This is a genomic window from Mariprofundus sp. NF (assembly GCF_013387455.1).
Lineage (GTDB): Bacteria > Pseudomonadota > Zetaproteobacteria > Mariprofundales > Mariprofundaceae > Mariprofundus.
The window spans coordinates 1-16336 of the sequence record NZ_VWNC01000007.1 but is presented as its reverse complement, the minus strand read 5'-3'; the positions used below and the strand labels follow the sequence as shown (position 1 = coordinate 16336).

The window sequence follows — 16336 nt, the reverse complement described above, 5'->3', positions numbered from 1 at the left end:
CAATGACAGATTTTGATCTATCCGGATTTCTTGTTCAGTTTTTTGACGAGGCCAATGAGCGTCTGACTTCGGTAAACCGCAGGCTGGTACTTCTTGAGTCAGGCAATCTTGATAAAGAGGGGCTGGCACAGCTCTGTCGTGATGCACACACCATCAAGGGCTCAGCAGAGATGCTTGGCGTTAAGGATATCAGTGCCCTGAGCCATCTTCTTGAAGATGGTGTTGAACTTGTCAGGTCTGAAAAAATGGACTCCGGTTCTCACCCGATGACGCAATTCCTGTTTGATCTTCATGACCAGCTGCAGGAGAGGCTCAAATATCCGGACACTGAATCGCGCCTTGATACATCACCCTATGTCGATCAATTCAACACGCTGCGCGGCTTATCAGCCAAAACCGCCAAAGAGTCAGCAGCCGCGGTCAACAAAGAGGCAGAGCAGAAGGGGGCTGAAGCGGCAACGAAAAAGAGGGCACGCAAACCGGCTGTAAAAATGCGCATCAATAAGAATATTATTGCTGCAGTGATGGGCTCTATTGAGGGCTCTCTGAAAGATGATGACAAGGGTGAAAAGGCTACAGATGAAGCGACAGTCGAGAAGAAGAGTATTCAGGAGCCTGTAGAAGAGCCCAAAGCGCAAGAGATATGCTTTCGTCCTGCAATAGATTCGCTTGAACATGAAATTGACAAAGCTGCAGATGAGAGTTCAGGCAACTTTCTGCGTGTGGATAGATCGCGCTTAAACAGACTCTCCAACCAGATTATCGAACTCAGTTCTGATCGTTATCGCAGCAGTGCGTTAGAGTCAGAGCTGGAAGGGCTGATGCTCGATTTCAAGCAACTAAGGCAACAACTGTTTGAATCCGGAGCTACTCAGGGACGCCCGGAGCATAGCTCTGAATTTGACCAGCGACTGCGTCAACTGCATAAAACCGGAGAGCAGCTACGCATGCAGCAGAGGCGATCCTCAGCCATGCTGGATGATCTGCGCAAGCAGGTTTTCGGCCTGATGTTGCGCCCGATCAGCAGCCTGTTTTCAGTGTTTCCAAGAACAGTACGTGATCTTGCGGCCCGAAGTGGTAAAAAAGTGCAGTTGCTTATCTCTGGTGATGCCATTGAGATGGATCAATTGGCTGCTGAATCGCTATCAGAGCCTCTGATTCACCTTATCAACAACGCAGTAGCCCACGGCATTGAAACGCCCGAAGAGAGGCTTGCAGCAGGTAAACCTGAAGAGGCACAGATTACCGTTACAGCAAAACAGCAGGGCACTGAAGTCTGCATTGAGGTCATTGATGATGGCAGGGGTATTGAAATTGAACAGCTGCGCAATAAAGCAGTAAGTTCAGGCATCATCAGTGCCAGTGAAGCAGAAGAGATGGACTCATCAGAGATTCTTGAACTTATATTCCACCCCGGCTTTTCTACGCTTGCTGTAGCCAATGAGGCGGCGGGCAGGGGTGTCGGTCTGAATGCTGTATTAAATGCCATGCGGGAAGTGACCGGCTCGGTTCATTTTCAAACCCAACCTGGCCAAGGAACCAAATTTATTCTTAATCTGCCGGTCAGTGTGGCCATTCAGAAGGCCAATACATTCTCTGTTGCCGGCAACCGTTTCGGCATGCTCTCCAACCTGATTGTGAAAGTTCTCTCTCTGGACACACAGACCGTTGAGAAGGGGCACGGTGCCTACCATCAGGGTTATATCAGTTATGAGGGGCATCGCGTACCCATTATTGATCTCTATCCGGCACTCAATACAACAGAAAGGAATCAACATGGCTCAAGTATCATGATTGTTGAGCATTTTGAAGGGTTTCTCGGGGTATTGGTTGATGAAGTGCATGATGAACGTGAAATTATCGTGCGTGATATTGATCCATACCTGAAGTTTTACCAGCCAGTAGGGCTGATGGGTAATGCCATTGCTGAAGATGGCACCGTTCTGCTGCTTATCGAACCCAATGGACTCAAAGAGATGTGGCGCACCTCGCCTGAGTATGATTCCAGCCTTATTGATGAGGCTACTACTGCAGAGACTCCTGAATTCTCTCACAGGGTACTGCTTGTCGATGATTCAACGATCGCCCTTAAAATAGAGAAGATGATCTTCGAATCGCTTGGATTCACTGTAGAGACTGCCGTTGGCGGTATGGATGCACTGGAGAAGATCGGCCTGCAGGTCTACCAGCTTCTGGTTACAGATATGAAGATGCCCGGCATTGATGGTGCTGAGCTGATTGAACAAGTCAGGGCAGATGAGCGCCATGCCGAGCTTCCGATTATGGTGATTGCCACGCTGGAAGCAGAAAAAGATAAAAAACGAGTTATGCAAGCCGGTGCCAACGCATTTCTGGGTAAACGGCACCTGAAAGGGCATGAAGATCTTCTAAATAAGACAATCAGATCGATTCTGGGCATTGACGTAGGGGAGTGATCGCAATAGAAATCGCCCTCCGCAAAATGCTCTGTTCGTCTAGCGGTTAGGACGCTGGCCTCTCACGCCGGAAACAGGGGTTCGATTCCCCTACGGAGTACCAATAAAATCAAGCACTTACGTGAATTCGTAAGTGCTTTTTTTATGCCTGTTGATTCATTCTGAACAAAAAAGGGTTCGTTCAACTCGATCTATTCATAATTTTCCCAATGGTGTTGATCGCATCGGAAGTCACTCCGCATTCAAAAACCTACTTCGGATCATCAGTAAGAAGCATCCAATTGTGCTCTAGATCCCAACAACAACACTTGTCAGACAAATAATATAACCTGAGAGAAGGGGACGTTATCGCTTGATTATGGCCTCTTTTAGGACTGTAAGAATAAGGTGAAATGCTCTCATTCAGTCATTTGATAATGAAAGAGAACACGGCTTTCATTGTTGGTTCTTTTATTTATCTGGTTGGTATTAAATGTTTATCTTGTTGTTTTTACTGCATATAAATATGATACAACCAACAAAAGAACCAACACGTTAAATTGTTGGTCTTTATGTTGGTTCTTTGAGCCTATAAAAGAACCAACAGTGAGGTCGAGCATGGCACTGTCTGAAGCAGAGATCGAAGCAATGAAAGTTCCGTATGGAAGAAATCAGTTTAAGGTCAGTGATGGTGGCGGACTCTATCTGCTGGTGAAATCCTCAGGCCGATACTGGAAGCTGGCTTACCGTTTTGATGGTAAACAGAAGACACTGGCATTTGGCGTTCATCCTGCCGTGGGGCTGGAAGAGGCTCGTGAAAAGCGTGAGGCGGCCAAAGCGCTATTGGCAGACAACATTGATCCTGGAGAGCTTCGCAAGCAGGAGCGCCAGGAGATCCGGGCAGCAGTAGAACAAAAGAATTCAGCAACATCAGTGCAAGAATCCAATCAACGCAGTGTGCAACAGCGACCTGTGGCAATTGATGAAATTGAACAGCGTATGCTTGAAGCTCGTCGCTTGCGTATTCTAAGTATTATTGCTCGCACTAGGGCTTACACGACAAATGAAACGGCCTTGCTTGAGTCATTGCATTCAGAGGGATTTCAAATTTCATTTGATCGCCTGCGTACCGATCTTGCATGGTTATCTGAACAACACGCGGTTCAACTTAAATGCGGAGCGCTATGGGGCATCTATTTAACACAGCCCGGATTAGATGCATCACAAGGTAGTGTATGGATTCCCGGCATTCAGAAACCTGAAGCAACAACCGAACAGGAACAGGATTAAGGGTTGTTTCTTTTTTCCTGCTGATCACAACAATGGCTGTTGTGCACTATTATGCTTTGATACAATCTTTTTCCGATGATAAGCAGAGGCTCTTATTTTAATCTCTGAGTGTTTATAGCGTACGAATAGTCATAATGAACGAGAGGGAGGATGTATGTTACAATTCAGCCAAGTTTCATTTTCGGCCCTTCAGGTCGGTTTCATAATAAACACATAACGTCGCATAATGGATATTATGTAAAGTAATGGAGAGAGCGAGTGCCAGATCGTATTAAAGGTAAAGATAATCATTACGAGAAGTTATATGCACTTATGAAGGTTCTGCGTGAAGAGTGTCCGTGGGACAAAGAGCAAACACTCCTCTCTCTACGTCGGTACACTCTCGAAGAAGTTCACGAAGTACTCGAAGCGATTGATATCGCTGACTCCGATGATAACTGGGAGCCACTTAAATCCGAGCTGGGTGATCTGCTTATCCAGGTGCTCTTCTATTCACGCATTGCTGAGGAGTCGGACAAGTTCGATCTTGCCGATGTCATCGATGCGCTGATCGATAAGATGATCTATCGTCACCCACATGTGTTCGGCAAGGCGAATCCGGAAGATCTGACCGATCAATGGAACAGCCTTAAGGATGCAGAGCATCAGAGTCGCAAAAGTCTGATGGATGAGATCCCTCCTCTGCCGGCGCTGAAATATGCCCAGAAACAGCAGCAGCGCGCTGCCCGCGTTGGTTTTGACTGGGTGAAGGCTACGGATGTGCTGGCAAAAATGCGTGAGGAGCTTGATGAGCTTGAGCATGAAGTTACCCATAGTAAAGATCTCAAACGCATTGAGGATGAATTCGGAGATGTGCTGTTCACCCTGGCCAACCTGGCCCGCAAACTCGATCTTGATGCTGAGCTCTGCCTTATGAGTACCAACCGAAAATTTGCTGATCGCTTTAGAATGATGGAGCGTTTGGCTGAACAACAAGATATTTCACTCAAAGCTCTCAACCTTGATCAACAGGAAGATCTATACTTAGAAGCAAAGAAAGCGTTATAAAACAAGGAGTTATAATGGACACCAACGACAATCCAGAGGCACCCCAGGATATTCAGGTTCAGATTCCGCCTGAGGTGCAACGAGGCACTTATGCAAATCAACTGGTCGTTGCGCATAGTCCCGAGGAGTTTATTCTCGATTTTATCTTCGTAACACCACCGGCGGGCGTTGTTAATTCTCGTGTGGTTATCTCTCCAGCGCATGCCAAACGTATGATTGCGGCACTTCAGGAGAATATCATTCGCTACGAAGCCACATTCGGTGAAATCAAGGTGAATCCTTTGTCTGCGGTACCTGAGACAAAGATAAAAACCCATTAAAACCGCGTAGCTACGATTAACCCTTTACGTTAAAAATAGGACGGTAATACTTATCACCATGCAGTGGACTATATCCAATCAGCTTACCTTTGGCCGTGTTGTTATCATCCCGGTGTTCATGGCCACCTTTTATCTTCCCGGTGAGCTTAGCTACTGGATATCCGCCCTGCTGTTCACACTCGCCTCATTTACAGACTGGCTGGATGGTTACCTGGCAAGAAGCCGTGGTGAAGTCACTGCATTCGGTCGTTTCCTTGATCCTGTAGCAGATAAACTGCTCGTGGCTGCAGCGCTGGTGATGCTTGTCTCTGCTGAGATGGCTCCTGCGATTCTGGCGGTGATCATTATTGGCCGTGAAATCACTATTGGTGCACTTCGTGAATGGCTGGCAGAACGCTCTACCGTGGTTCATGTGTCCCTGATCGCCAAGTGGAAAACCGCCCTGCAGATGATCTCGATCATCGCCCTGCTCCTGCACGTCGATATTCTTGGTATATCTATGCACGATATCGGACTAACCCTGCTGTGGGTCGCCGCAGCACTCACCCTATGGTCGGGATACGACTATATCAAAGGGGCCTGGCCCGAGCTGATGAGCCGATCAGATGAAGACAATCCTCAAAAACCTAAAGACGGGAATGAAGAATCTCCCTGATTTCACTATCGGTTAACACGATGGGATTGGTGGCCATACTGCCACCACTGATATTGGCAATAATCTTCTTAAATCCAGCCTCACCGATGCCATAATGGGACAGTAGAGGCATCTCCAGTCTCTGGCTCCACGCCTCTATGAGCTTGAGAAGCCCGCTACGCGCCTCGCTATCACCTAGCTCAGGCTGATTCGTCAGCAGGCGCCCCACCTGTGCATATTTGAATAGTCCGGGATTCTCAGGTTCACGATCCAGCATGGCCTGGATATTCATGCGTGTTGCTTCATACAGCAGTGTTCCGCAGACCACGCCATGGGGAATCGGATAAAAGGCACCCAGTGGAGAAGCCAGTCCATGCACCGATCCCAACCCTGCATTGGCCAGTGTCAGCCCTGAGATGGATGAGGCATAGAGCATACCTGAGCGCGCATCGAGATTACTGCCATCGTTGACGGCCTCAAGCAGCGAATCCCTTACCTTCTCAAGTCCGCTTAGCGCCAGCGCATCGCTCATCGCGGAGGCTCTGGTGGAAACGTAAGACTCAAGCAACTGCGTGAAAGCATCCATGCCACAGGAGGCCGTTACAGCTTTCGGGCAGCTTAGTGTCAGTTCAGGATCAAGAATAATATGTTTTGCGACCAGTTCTTCATCACGGAATGACTTTTTATAACCATCTTCACCAATCACCGACAGCACTGCATTTTTACTGGTTTCACCACCTGTTCCGGCCGTTGTTGGCAGGGCGATAAAAGGAGTGGAAGGTCCCTGATAGCTCTTTCCGCGCCCTACCCCTTCCAGGTACTCCATCACCGAATCCCCTGAGGGCAGCAGCCCTGCAATAGCTTTACCTGCATCCACGGCACTGCCACCACCGATTGCCACCACGGCATAAGGAGCCCATGCGCGATGTTCAGCGACTGCACCATCCACCAGTTGTGGTGAAGGCTCACCAGTGACTTTAATACGGCGAATCTCAAACGTTGAGGCAAGCTGCTGCATCAAATCACTGCACAATGCTGAGTCATCAAATGATCTGCCGCCGGTTACCAGTAGGACTCTGGAGCCATAGGTCTGAAGGATTACCGCAAGCTTAAATCGCGTTCCAGCGCCAAAATGGATGTGAGGGGTAGAGGCAAAACTAAATGGGGAGATCATCTCTGCAAGATAACAGGAGATCACAATTGCGACCAGAATTTAGCCAAAACTGAACCTTCATCGTTATATATGGCTTAATGGCACTTGTACCTAACAGCTTGTGGTTTATGATTGCCTTTCATGAACAAGCTGCTGCCAATTATCAGTACATTCCTGCTCCTTATCACGCTCTCTGCTGAAGGGTTCGTTGCGTGGAAACTCTATGATCAGAGCACGGCTGCCGAGCAGACAACAGATGAGGTGGCTGCAGAGACAGAGGCACTTCCGGAAGCCGAGGTCGTTTTTATGGATCTGGGCGAAACAACAGTAAATCTGAGTGGAGGTGATTCTGACAACAGTTTCCTGCGCATAAAAATTAAAGTTTCACTTAATGGTAGTGATGCAGAGGAACGAATCACCCAGAATATTACAAAGGTAACAGATCTGGTTCTGAACGTCCTTTCGGCACAAACCTTCTCCAACATTCGTACTCAGGAAGGGAAATCAGCCCTGAAAAAAGACCTCATTGACCGCATCAACAGACTTGTTGGACATGATCCCATCCGGGATATTTTCTTTGTTGATTTCGTTTCCCAATAGAAAAACCGGGGAATAGCACGCTAAGCAACAAAACCCCTGACGTTTAAAACAAAAAAAGCACTCACGGTTTCCCGCAAGTGCTTTATGTTGGCGTCCCCAAGGGGATTCGAACCCCTGTTGCCGCCGTGAAAGGGCGGTGTCCTAGGCCGACTAGACGATGGGGACCTGTTGGACGCGGCGAACAATAGCGAACGTTTTTTTTGCGTCAATCAAAATTTGTGACTCAGTTATCTGTAAACGCTGCGAATAATTTTTTGATTGTCATCCAGCTCAAGCACCACATCGGCAAGCTCGGGTAGTTTCTCCAGGCTCTGACGTGTCAGACGCTCAAAATGCTGAATAAATCGGGCCAGCTGCAGAGCATTCATCCCCTCACCTGTCTTGAATGTTTTAGACTCCTGTCTGCCCCGCCACTGCGTGACAGCATCAAATCCTGGAACTTTCAGGAAAACCAGAGCATCAATTATTTCGAAGAGCTGCTGATAACTGCCTGCCAGTGTTTCGTTTACAAAACGTCTCCAACTCCCCTCTTTGTCTTCTAATGCCTCAAGTTCATTCACGGCTCTGACAAGCTCATCTTGTGACTGTGGCGGTGTTGCGACACACCACCCCTCAAAGAGCAGGATATCAACCGGTGTCTTGTAGCGAGGCCATAAAGCTTCAAGCATTCGGTCATCCATGCTTTTATCGAAGCGAGGCAATGAAACCTCTCCGTTTTTTGTAATCAGCTCATCGATCCTCTCCATTCCAAGCTGAATGTCGTGGGTCCCCGGCACACCACGGGTTTTGAGCAGTGGATGGATAGACTCTGAGAGCTTGTTACGCTCATCCCTTGTCAGGTAAAGATCATCGATAGAGAGCGTAGCAACGTTATATCCGAAACGCTGTTTAAGGATGATTGCCAGTGCCGCAGTCATGGTCGATTTGCCGCTTCCCTGTGCACCATTGATGCCAATCAGTAGTGGTTTGTCCTGTTTGCGATTGTTTATCCATGCAGCCAGAGGGATCAAATGTTCCTGAGCAAGGTTCATATAATCTTCCGGCAGCCCCTCTTGACCGATAAAATGGTTTAGCGCCACGCTAAAATCCGCATCCATGTTAGTGGTCACAGGGCTCACAACAGTGGTGATTGCAATCCTGAGAATCTGATTCCGGTTGCAACGTGACGTGTTCAATGCCTGCTTCACGCAGATGCTGCTGCAGAAGTGCCAGTGTTTGATCCCACTCTTGCAAGGCTTCAACAACGATATGGGCTGATAGCGCCCGGCCACCACCCGGCAGCTTCCAGAGATGGATATGATGCGTTCCCGATACACCTGTTACACCACACATGGCCTTCTCAAGCACCACAACATCAACATCGGAAGGGGTAGCCGCCATCAACTCGCCAGTGGTCTCACGCAACAGATTCCAGCCGCCCCAGGCAAGGATTCCTGCAACAAGAAATGAGAGGATCGGATCAATCGGCATCCAGCCGGTAAGAAAAATGGTTGCACCGGCAACAATAGCAGCGACTGAACCCAGCGCATCACCTAGCACATGCCAATAGGCAGCACGTGTATTGATATCGTCTGCGCCGTGCAGCCATTTCAGAATCACCAGATTGACTACGAGGCCGATAAAACCAATCACAATCACGATCCAGCCCTGTACATCGGGAGGATCAAGCAGGCGTCCGAATGCTTCCCAGACTATCCAGCCACTCAAAAACCAGAGCGCCACACCATTGGCCTGGGCAGCAAGCACCCTCGCCCGGCCATAACCGTAGGTCATGCCGTTGTGTGCCGGCCGCATGGCAACTCGCCCTGCAAATGCAGCAATGCCCAGCGCCACAACATCGGAGCTCATATGCACAGCATCAGCCAGCAGCGCCAGCGAGTTGGATATCCAGCCACCAGCAAATTCGACAATGGCAAACAGCGCTGTCAGGGCCAGAGCCATATCCAAATGATGGTGATGCGAAGGACCGTCGTGATGATGGTGGTGGTGTCCTGACACTAGCGCCCTCTCAATATGGTAGATCTGCTCATCACTTAATCATTGAGAAATCGCGGTAACAATTCAACCCTTGGTGAATGAGGCATAAACTCTGGTGATTGAAATCCACACCATATCAGCAGCTGGTCTGCAAAACCGCTTTTTGCATGGGGTTGGCTGAAATGCCCATATTGAACTACAATAACTATCTAATGGGCCTTCGGGCTCTCAATGAACACCAAACAGGAGATAACCGATGCCATTTGAACTGCCTGCTCTGCCCTATGCCCGTGACGCACTGGTACCACACATCTCTGAAGAGACGCTGGACTACCACTACGGCAAACATCACAACACCTATGTGACCAACCTGAATAACCTCATTGCCGGAACTGATCATGAGGAGAGCTCACTGGAAGAGATCATTCTTACCTCCAGTGGCGGCCTGTTTAATAATGCAGCACAGGTGTGGAATCACACCTTCTACTGGAACTGCCTCTCCCCTGAAGGTGGTGGTGAACCTGCCGATACACTGGCTGATGCCATTAACGAGACATTCGGCTCATTTGAGGCATTCAGAGAGCAGTTCACCACCTCTGCCGCCACCAACTTTGGCGCAGGCTGGACCTGGCTTGTAAAAAACGGGGATGGTGGACTGGAGATTATCAATACCAGCAATGCAGCCAATCCAATGACTGACGGCTATAAACCACTACTCACCTGTGATGTATGGGAGCACGCCTATTACATCGATTACCGCAATGCCCGCCCTGTTTACCTGCAGGCATTCTGGAAGCTTGTGAACTGGAAGTTTGTTTCAAATAATCTTTAATAATCAGCAAATTATATGCCAATAGTTAATGTTAATTATTTGATTGACTGCTCAGCAGAGCCGGGCCTTGTGTCCGGCTCTTTTGTTATGAGCCCTTGCCATTGCTGATGTTCATACGTGGAATGAGCCGATGCTAAACCGGAACAGCGCAATAGAGCAGTTAAAAACCACAACCCTTCCTGCAAAGCTCATCATGCTCTGCAAGAGAATCAACGGGGCTGGAGGTCAGGGCTGGCTGGTTGGTGGCTCTGTGCGCGACATACTACTGGGCCTGACCCCCAAAGATTTTGATCTGGAAGTCTATGGGCTTGAGGTCGATCAGCTTGAAACACTACTAACATCAATGGGTAGAACAGAAACCGTTGGCAAACAGTTTGGCATCCAGAAGCTCTGGATGGGTGACCTTGAGATTGATGTTGCCCTGCCCCGCACTGAGAAAAAAACTACTGCTGGTCATTGCGGCTTCTCCATACAGACAGACCCGCATCTAAGCCCTGAAAAAGCCACGCTGCGCCGCGATTTCACCATCAATGCAATGATGTTTGATCCACTGACTGAATCACTGCTCGATTTTCATGGCGGGCAAAAGGATTTGAATGATCGAATCCTCAGACATGTCAGCAGTGCTTTTGGCGAAGACCCGCTGCGCCCGCTACGTGCCATGCAGTTTGCCAGCCGTTTCCAGCTAAACATTGATCCTGAAACAGCCCTGCTTTGCCATAGCCTGCTTGGGGAGGCGGATAAACTCCCAGAGGCGCGCATCTGGAATGAATGGAAGAAGTGGGCGCTATCCAGCTACCCCTCTTATGGGCTGAAACTGCTTGCTGATTGTGGCTGGCTGAGCTGTTATCCGGAACTGGAGCCAATGGTGACGTGTGATCAGGAACCCTACTGGCATCCGGAAGGCACTGTCTGGAAACACACGCTTCAGGTCTGCGATCAGGCTGCGCTGATCTCCAGCCGGGAAAGTCTGACTGATGATAAACGCATGCTGCTTGTTCTCTCTTCGCTCTGTCATGATGTAGGCAAGCCGAAGAGCTCTTTTATCAATGATAAAGGGCGCATCTGCTCCCCCGGCCATGCCGAGGTGGGCGTTGGCATCTCAGGACTGTTTCTCAAGCGGATTACGGCACCTGGCAAGCTAATCGATCTGATTCTTCCACTTGTTAAAGAGCATATTACCCACCTGCATGGTGAACCGACCGCACGGGCTGTACGCAGGCTGGCTGATCGACTGGTGCCTGCCAATATCGAGTTATGGGAGATGCTGGTCGAGGCTGATGCCTCAGGCCGTTATCCTGCCCCGCCATCACGTCCGGCACTTGGTTGGCTGAAGCTGGCTCAGGAGTTAAAGCACCAACACAACAGGCCCGAACCAATGCTTACCGGAAAGATGCTTCTAGAGCTTGGAGAAAAAGCGGGCCCTGGCATGGGAGAAATCCTCAGTAAAGCCTATCAGGCCCAACTGGATGGGACTATTTTCGACCAGCCTTCGGCCATGCAGTGGTACCACGATTTCAGGCCCTGGAATCAGGGCTCAGAGGGCGATAACCAAGGATAACAGTCAACTATTTGATTCTATTGGTCTTTCATTGACGATTTAATTCATGCCGCTATAATGCCGTTGCAATCAAAATCAGGAGTTTCCATGCCCCACTATCGTCGTTTTACCGATGCCTCAGTCAGTGAAAAAATACTTGATACCATGTTCCTTATCACCATCGGCCTGGGCTACCTGTTTGCCCTGGGCCACACCTTCTTTTCACATGAGGGACGCGATGGTCAATCAGGCCTCTCCGTTGAAGATGTGAAGATCGCTTACTATGGAGAGCACCAGCAAACCCGCTTGGGTGCAGCACTTAACGGTGGTATGGCTGGCAACCTTGATAATGATGAGCAGAAACAGGTCATCGTTGACTGGATTGAGGGTGGTAATGATAAAGCTGCATTTGAACTCAATGTAGCTCCGATTTTGAACAGCAACTGTATTGCCTGTCACTCCGCCGAAGCTGAGATGGGGTTACCACCGCTGACCAGTTACGAAGAGGTTGTGAACCTGACCCATGCCGATACCGGTGCTTCAATCCAGAGTCTGGTTCGCGTCTCCCATATCCACCTGTTTGGTATCGCCTTTATCCTCTTCTTCGTTGGCCGCATCTTTATCCTCTGTGAGATGCCGGTATTGACCAAACGCATTACCGTTGCTATTCCGTTTCTGGCGATCCTTATTGATATCCTCTCCTGGTATATTACCAAGTTTATTCCCGGCTTTGCCTTTGTTGTTGTGATTGCCGGTGGTCTGATGGGTATATCCCTGACCATTCAGATTCTGGTTTCGCTCTATCAGATGTGGTTCTACCATCCCAACGTGGAACCTATTGAGATGTAAGAGGTGCAATGTTTGAGGCATGTCGCGCAAACATTCCTCTCACAGCAGTTGCAGCAAGAGATTAAAATCCTCCCATAGCGGAGAAAACAAGGAGAAACCCCATGAAAAAAACAATTGTGATGATGATGACAGCAGCCTTTTTTGGTCTGAGTGCCCAGTCTGCACTGGCCTCTGATATTGATGCTGCCAAGCTCTTCAACGGCAAATGCAAGATGTGCCACAAGATTGATGGTAAAAAGATGGGGCCAGGTCTGAAACAGATGACAACTGATGCAGCTTCTCTTAAAACTACCATCACAGATGGCCGTAAAATGATGCCAACCTATGGCAAGAAATTGAGCGGCGAACAGATTGATGCACTGGTTGCTTTCATCCAGAGCAATCAGTAAAAAACATGGTAGAGCCCTGATCATTTCGGGGCTCTATTTTTTAAAAGTTTCAACAAGTTGATTGGCTTTGGCTAATCTGCAGCAGAAACCCTTGCGCTAAGAATCCGTGTGGTAAATAGTTAGGACTTCACACGGGAGGAGATTACTTATGGATTTCAAACGAATAACAGGGGTTGCACTTGCCCTTCTGATTATGCCTTTCTCTGCAAATGCAGACGATAGCCTCAATGGTAAGGCACTCTACCAGGCTAACTGTGCCGCATGCCATGGCACTGACGGCATGCCTACGGAGTTTGGTAAAGAACTAAAACCATTCCCGGCACGTAACCATCAGGCCGTTGTTGGTCTGGTCGAGCGTGATGAGCTGCGCCGCATTATCAACTACGGTATTGCCGGCACAGAGATGACTCCAAAGAAGTATGATCTCGATGGTCTGCAGATCGAAGCGGTTATCGATTATATGGAAACCTTCAAATACACCCCTAACCTGGCCAATGGTAAAGTCCGTTTCGAGGCGGTCTGTGCAAGTTGTCATGGTATGGATGGTCGCGCCAAAACCGGTATGGGCGCCAAAAATCTCGTCTACTCAACACAGACTCTGCAGGAGATGGCACACACCATGCGTTATGGTCGTCCTGGCACCAAGATGACCAGCAAACGTCATCAGTTGAGCAACGAAGATATTGCAGATGTGGCACACTATGCACACTCACTGCGCTACAGAGCAGATGCGGCCAAGGGCAAGAAACTCTACGCCTCAAACTGTGCCTCCTGCCACGCTACGCCTTCAGCGATCAAACTGACCGGTAATGCGGCATCCAAGCGTACCCTTGCTGATCTCTCTGATCGCCTGCTGGACCTGCGTATTACTCACGGTCGCCATGTTGATCGTGCCGGTAAAGATGTTGGCAAACTCTCTGCTGATGACATCTCCGATATCATTGCGCATATGAGGAAGAGTACTAAATAATGACGTTACACTCCGATAGAGGCGCCTCCCAATTGGGGGGCGCTGATCTTTTTGACCTGGAAGTTATCAAGAAGTACGACAAGGCCGGGCCGCGTTATACCTCATACCCCACCGCTCCGATGTTTCACACCGGAATTGGTGCCAAAGAGTATGCGCAGACGCTGAGTGATGTGGCTGATAGCGATGCTCCGCTGTCGCTCTATATCCACATCCCATTCTGCAATACCGTCTGTTACTACTGCGGCTGCAGCAAAATTGTCACCAAGAAATATGATCGTGCAGCCCCGTATCTTGAGCTGCTGCTCAAAGAGATCGATCGTGTTGCTGATGCCATGGGCAACACCCGTCGCCCTGTCACCCAGTTGCACTTTGGCGGCGGCACACCAACCTTCATGAACAACGATCAGATGCGTGCCATCATGACACGTCTGCGTGAGCGTTTTAACTTTGTACCCAAGGATGAGGGTGAATTCAGTATTGAGATCGATCCGCGTGAGTGTGATGAAAACACTGTACGTGTTCTGCAGGAGATTGGTCTTAATCGCATGAGCATGGGCGTTCAGGATTTCGATCCGATTGTGCAGAAGGCGGTCAACCGCATTCAGTCCAAAGAGGAGACCCTGCGTGTGCTTGGCGAAGCGCGTCAGCACGGTTTTGAATCGATGAATATCGATCTGATGTATGGCCTGCCTCATCAGACGGTTGAAACCTTCGATGTCACCCTGAACACCATTATCGAGTTTAACCCTGACCGTATTGCTCTGTTTAACTATGCGCATATGCCGCACATGTTTATGCCACAGCGCCGTATTGATGAGTCAGCCATGCCTACACCGCAAGAGAAGCTCAATATCCTTGAGCACAGCATCAACAAGCTTCTGGATGCCGGCTACGTGTTTATCGGTATGGATCATTTTGCCAAACCTGAAGATGAACTGACCATTGCCCAGCAAAACGGCAAGCTCTACAGAAACTTCCAGGGTTACAGTACCCAGGCAGATTGCGACCTGATTGGTCTGGGTGTCACCTCCATCGGTTATGTTGGTGGTGGATTCTTCCAGAATGCCAAAGAGATGGACCCCTACGCTGAGAAGATCGATGGCGACGAGTTCGCAGTATTCCGCGGTTACATCCTCTCGGATGAGGATCATCTGCGTCGTCAGGTGATTATGCGCCTGATGTGTGATTTCGCTCTCGATTACACGCAGTTTGAGTCCGAGTTCGGCATCAACTTCAAAGAGCACTTTGCCGATGGCATTGCTGATCTCGATGAGATGGCCAAAGACAGTCTGGTAGAGCTGCGTGATGATGGTCTAACCGTCCTACCAGCAGGTCGTCTGCTGATCCGTAACGTTGCCATGGTATTCGATGAGTACCTGCAGAAGAAAAAAGAGGGATCAGGCTTCTCCAAAACCATCTGAGCAGACAATGAAACTGAGGCCGGGCTTTTGCTCGGCCTTTTTCATGCCCCTTCCTTTCGCCTAACACCTCACCCCTTACTAAGGAGTCCACTGCATGCAAATCCAGAGTGATAGCCGCACCTTTTACGAAAGAATCGGTGGTGAAGAGCCCCTGCGCCAACTGGTGCAGCGCTTCTATCGTCACATGGATGAACTGACTGAAACAGTGACTATCCGCCGTATGCATGCCCCCGATCTAAAATCCGCCGAAGATAAGCTGTTCATGTTCCTCTCCGGCTGGATGGGCGGCCCATCCCTGTATATTGAGAAGTTCGGCCACCCTCGCCTGCGTATGCGTCATATGCCCTTCAAGATCGGCGAATCCGAACGTGATCAATGGATGCTCTGCATGAAACACGCACTGGCTGACGTAGTAACAGACAAAACCCTCTCTGCTGAACTCTACGCCGCCCTATACAGCGTCGCAGATTTCATGCGCAATCAACCTGAATAACCAACACATTGGGTCAAACATCAATTACTAAGGATTGAGCCTAGAATCAGAATATTCATCTTCAATTCTTTGGTCAGACTGCTGTCGAGAACTCTTTCCTGTGCTAAATTGATTTAATTGCAGATAGATAGCTGGCTTGTGAAATAGTTCACAGGCCAACGCTTCAATGGCCATATATACTCTCCAAACAGGAGAAAACAGACCTTCACCTCTCCCCCCCCCTCACAGGTGAGGGTCTTTGAAAGCCTCGACTAACAAGTCGGGGCTTTTTTTCTTGAGATGTCCCGTCCTGAAATAAGTTGACACAAAAAGGACTTATTATGGGAAAGGAAGAAACAGCAAGGCGCAGACGAAGTCAGCGTGATTATACATTGGGCTTTAAATTGAGCATTGTCGAACAGGTTGAA

16 protein-coding genes and 2 tRNA genes are annotated in these 16336 nt (G+C 49.1%); 14 read left to right on the top strand and 4 right to left on the bottom strand.

All coding sequences use genetic code 11. The features are described from left to right. The first annotated feature begins 2 nt into the window (after window positions 1–2). The 6 genes from F3F96_RS10065 to pgsA all read left to right on the top strand — a co-directional run bounded on the left by F3F96_RS10065 (window position 3) and on the right by pgsA (window position 5726). On the top strand, window positions 3–2435 hold the full coding sequence (locus tag F3F96_RS10065; RefSeq protein WP_176963145.1) for a response regulator: 2433 nt from the start codon (window positions 3–5) through the stop codon (window positions 2433–2435). Window positions 2436–2463: 28 nt separating this feature from the next. Continuing rightward, a tRNA-Glu gene (locus tag F3F96_RS10060) sits at window positions 2464–2538 on the top strand. Window positions 2539–2873: 335 nt separating this feature from the next. Then, complete coding sequence (locus F3F96_RS10055; protein ID WP_241697782.1) at window positions 2874–3704, top strand: Arm DNA-binding domain-containing protein; 831 nt, start codon at window positions 2874–2876, stop codon at window positions 3702–3704. 258 nt (window positions 3705–3962) lie between these two features. After that, the gene (gene mazG, locus F3F96_RS10050; protein ID WP_176963144.1) at window positions 3963–4751 is read left to right on the top strand and encodes a nucleoside triphosphate pyrophosphohydrolase; all 789 of its coding nucleotides are present in this window, start codon (window positions 3963–3965) and stop codon (window positions 4749–4751) included. Window positions 4752–4765: 14 nt separating this feature from the next. Beyond that, the gene (locus tag F3F96_RS10045; protein ID WP_176963143.1) at window positions 4766–5071 is read left to right on the top strand and encodes a DUF3467 domain-containing protein; all 306 of its coding nucleotides are present in this window, start codon (window positions 4766–4768) and stop codon (window positions 5069–5071) included. 58 nt (window positions 5072–5129) lie between these two features. Further along, a complete protein-coding gene (gene pgsA, locus F3F96_RS10040; RefSeq protein ID WP_176963142.1) occupies window positions 5130–5726 on the top strand; it encodes a CDP-diacylglycerol--glycerol-3-phosphate 3-phosphatidyltransferase in 597 nt (198 codons plus the stop codon). On the opposite strand, the gene F3F96_RS10035 is transcribed toward pgsA, so the two are convergent. Next, complete coding sequence (locus F3F96_RS10035) at window positions 5698–6879, bottom strand: iron-containing alcohol dehydrogenase (RefSeq protein WP_176963141.1); 1182 nt, start codon at window positions 6877–6879, stop codon at window positions 5698–5700. The genes pgsA and F3F96_RS10035 overlap by 29 nt on opposite strands. 120 nt (window positions 6880–6999) lie before the next feature. On the opposite strand from F3F96_RS10035, the gene fliL reads away from it, so the two are divergent. Next, window positions 7000–7458 (top strand): flagellar basal body-associated protein FliL, encoded by a 459-nt coding sequence (gene fliL, locus F3F96_RS10030; protein ID WP_176963140.1) that lies wholly within the window; start codon window positions 7000–7002, stop codon window positions 7456–7458. An 88-nt stretch (window positions 7459–7546) separates the two neighbouring features. Here the strand turns inward: fliL and F3F96_RS10025 are convergent. The 3 genes from F3F96_RS10025 to F3F96_RS10015 all read right to left on the bottom strand — a co-directional run bounded on the left by F3F96_RS10025 (window position 7547) and on the right by F3F96_RS10015 (window position 9399). After that, a tRNA-Glu gene (locus F3F96_RS10025) sits at window positions 7547–7623 on the bottom strand. Window positions 7624–7685: 62 nt separating this feature from the next. Then, window positions 7686–8567, bottom strand: a complete 882-nt coding sequence (locus tag F3F96_RS10020; protein ID WP_206675320.1) for a hypothetical protein — start codon at window positions 8565–8567, stop codon at window positions 7686–7688. Next, window positions 8557–9399: a cation diffusion facilitator family transporter gene (locus F3F96_RS10015; protein ID WP_186338964.1), complete on the bottom strand. Its 843-nt coding sequence runs from the start codon at window positions 9397–9399 to the stop codon at window positions 8557–8559. The genes F3F96_RS10020 and F3F96_RS10015 overlap by 11 nt, the downstream gene beginning before the upstream one ends. Window positions 9400–9691: 292 nt before the next feature. Between F3F96_RS10015 and F3F96_RS10010 the strand changes: the two genes are divergently transcribed. The 7 genes from F3F96_RS10010 (at window position 9692) to F3F96_RS09980 (ending at window position 15929) form a co-directional block, all read left to right on the top strand. Beyond that, complete coding sequence (locus F3F96_RS10010) at window positions 9692–10267, top strand: superoxide dismutase (protein WP_176963138.1); 576 nt, start codon at window positions 9692–9694, stop codon at window positions 10265–10267. Between the two features lie 193 nt (window positions 10268–10460). Next, window positions 10461–11828 (top strand): CCA tRNA nucleotidyltransferase, encoded by a 1368-nt coding sequence (locus tag F3F96_RS10005; protein ID WP_241697781.1) that lies wholly within the window; start codon window positions 10461–10463, stop codon window positions 11826–11828. Between the two features lie 87 nt (window positions 11829–11915). Beyond that, window positions 11916–12656, top strand: a complete 741-nt coding sequence (locus F3F96_RS10000; protein WP_176963136.1) for a hypothetical protein — start codon at window positions 11916–11918, stop codon at window positions 12654–12656. 101 nt (window positions 12657–12757) lie between these two features. Then, window positions 12758–13045 carry a cytochrome c gene (locus F3F96_RS09995; protein ID WP_176963135.1) on the top strand — a complete coding sequence of 96 codons (288 nt, stop codon included), beginning with the start codon at window positions 12758–12760 and terminating at the stop codon, window positions 13043–13045. Between the two features lie 148 nt (window positions 13046–13193). Next, on the top strand, window positions 13194–14015 hold the full coding sequence (locus F3F96_RS09990; RefSeq protein WP_176963134.1) for a c-type cytochrome: 822 nt from the start codon (window positions 13194–13196) through the stop codon (window positions 14013–14015). Further along, a complete protein-coding gene (gene hemN, locus F3F96_RS09985; RefSeq protein ID WP_176963133.1) occupies window positions 14015–15436 on the top strand; it encodes an oxygen-independent coproporphyrinogen III oxidase in 1422 nt (473 codons plus the stop codon). The genes F3F96_RS09990 and hemN overlap by 1 nt, the downstream gene beginning before the upstream one ends. Window positions 15437–15530: 94 nt before the next feature. After that, window positions 15531–15929: a group II truncated hemoglobin gene (locus tag F3F96_RS09980; RefSeq protein WP_176963132.1), complete on the top strand. Its 399-nt coding sequence runs from the start codon at window positions 15531–15533 to the stop codon at window positions 15927–15929. Window positions 15930–16336 lie beyond the last annotated feature (407 nt).

Excerpts from the sequence above, each read along its gene's own strand:
- F3F96_RS10065 (WP_176963145.1), top strand. The coding sequence starts at position 3 with ATGACAGATTTTGATCTATCCGGATTTCTTGTTCAGTTTTTTGACGAG.
- F3F96_RS10045 (WP_176963143.1), top strand. The coding sequence starts at position 4,766 with ATGGACACCAACGACAATCCAGAGGCACCCCAGGATATTCAGGTTCAG.
- pgsA (WP_176963142.1), top strand. The coding sequence starts at position 5,130 with ATGCAGTGGACTATATCCAATCAGCTTACCTTTGGCCGTGTTGTTATC.
- F3F96_RS10035 (WP_176963141.1), bottom strand. The coding sequence starts at position 6,879 with ATGATCTCCCCATTTAGTTTTGCCTCTACCCCTCACATCCATTTTGGC.
- fliL (WP_176963140.1), top strand. The coding sequence starts at position 7,000 with ATGAACAAGCTGCTGCCAATTATCAGTACATTCCTGCTCCTTATCACG.
- F3F96_RS10015 (WP_186338964.1), bottom strand. The coding sequence starts at position 9,399 with ATGGCTCTGGCCCTGACAGCGCTGTTTGCCATTGTCGAATTTGCTGGT.
- F3F96_RS10010 (WP_176963138.1), top strand. The coding sequence starts at position 9,692 with ATGCCATTTGAACTGCCTGCTCTGCCCTATGCCCGTGACGCACTGGTA.
- F3F96_RS10005 (WP_241697781.1), top strand. The coding sequence starts at position 10,461 with ATGCTCTGCAAGAGAATCAACGGGGCTGGAGGTCAGGGCTGGCTGGTT.
- F3F96_RS10000 (WP_176963136.1), top strand. The coding sequence starts at position 11,916 with ATGCCCCACTATCGTCGTTTTACCGATGCCTCAGTCAGTGAAAAAATA.
- F3F96_RS09995 (WP_176963135.1), top strand. The coding sequence starts at position 12,758 with ATGAAAAAAACAATTGTGATGATGATGACAGCAGCCTTTTTTGGTCTG.
- F3F96_RS09990 (WP_176963134.1), top strand. The coding sequence starts at position 13,194 with ATGGATTTCAAACGAATAACAGGGGTTGCACTTGCCCTTCTGATTATG.
- hemN (WP_176963133.1), top strand. The coding sequence starts at position 14,015 with ATGACGTTACACTCCGATAGAGGCGCCTCCCAATTGGGGGGCGCTGAT.
- F3F96_RS09980 (WP_176963132.1), top strand. The coding sequence starts at position 15,531 with ATGCAAATCCAGAGTGATAGCCGCACCTTTTACGAAAGAATCGGTGGT.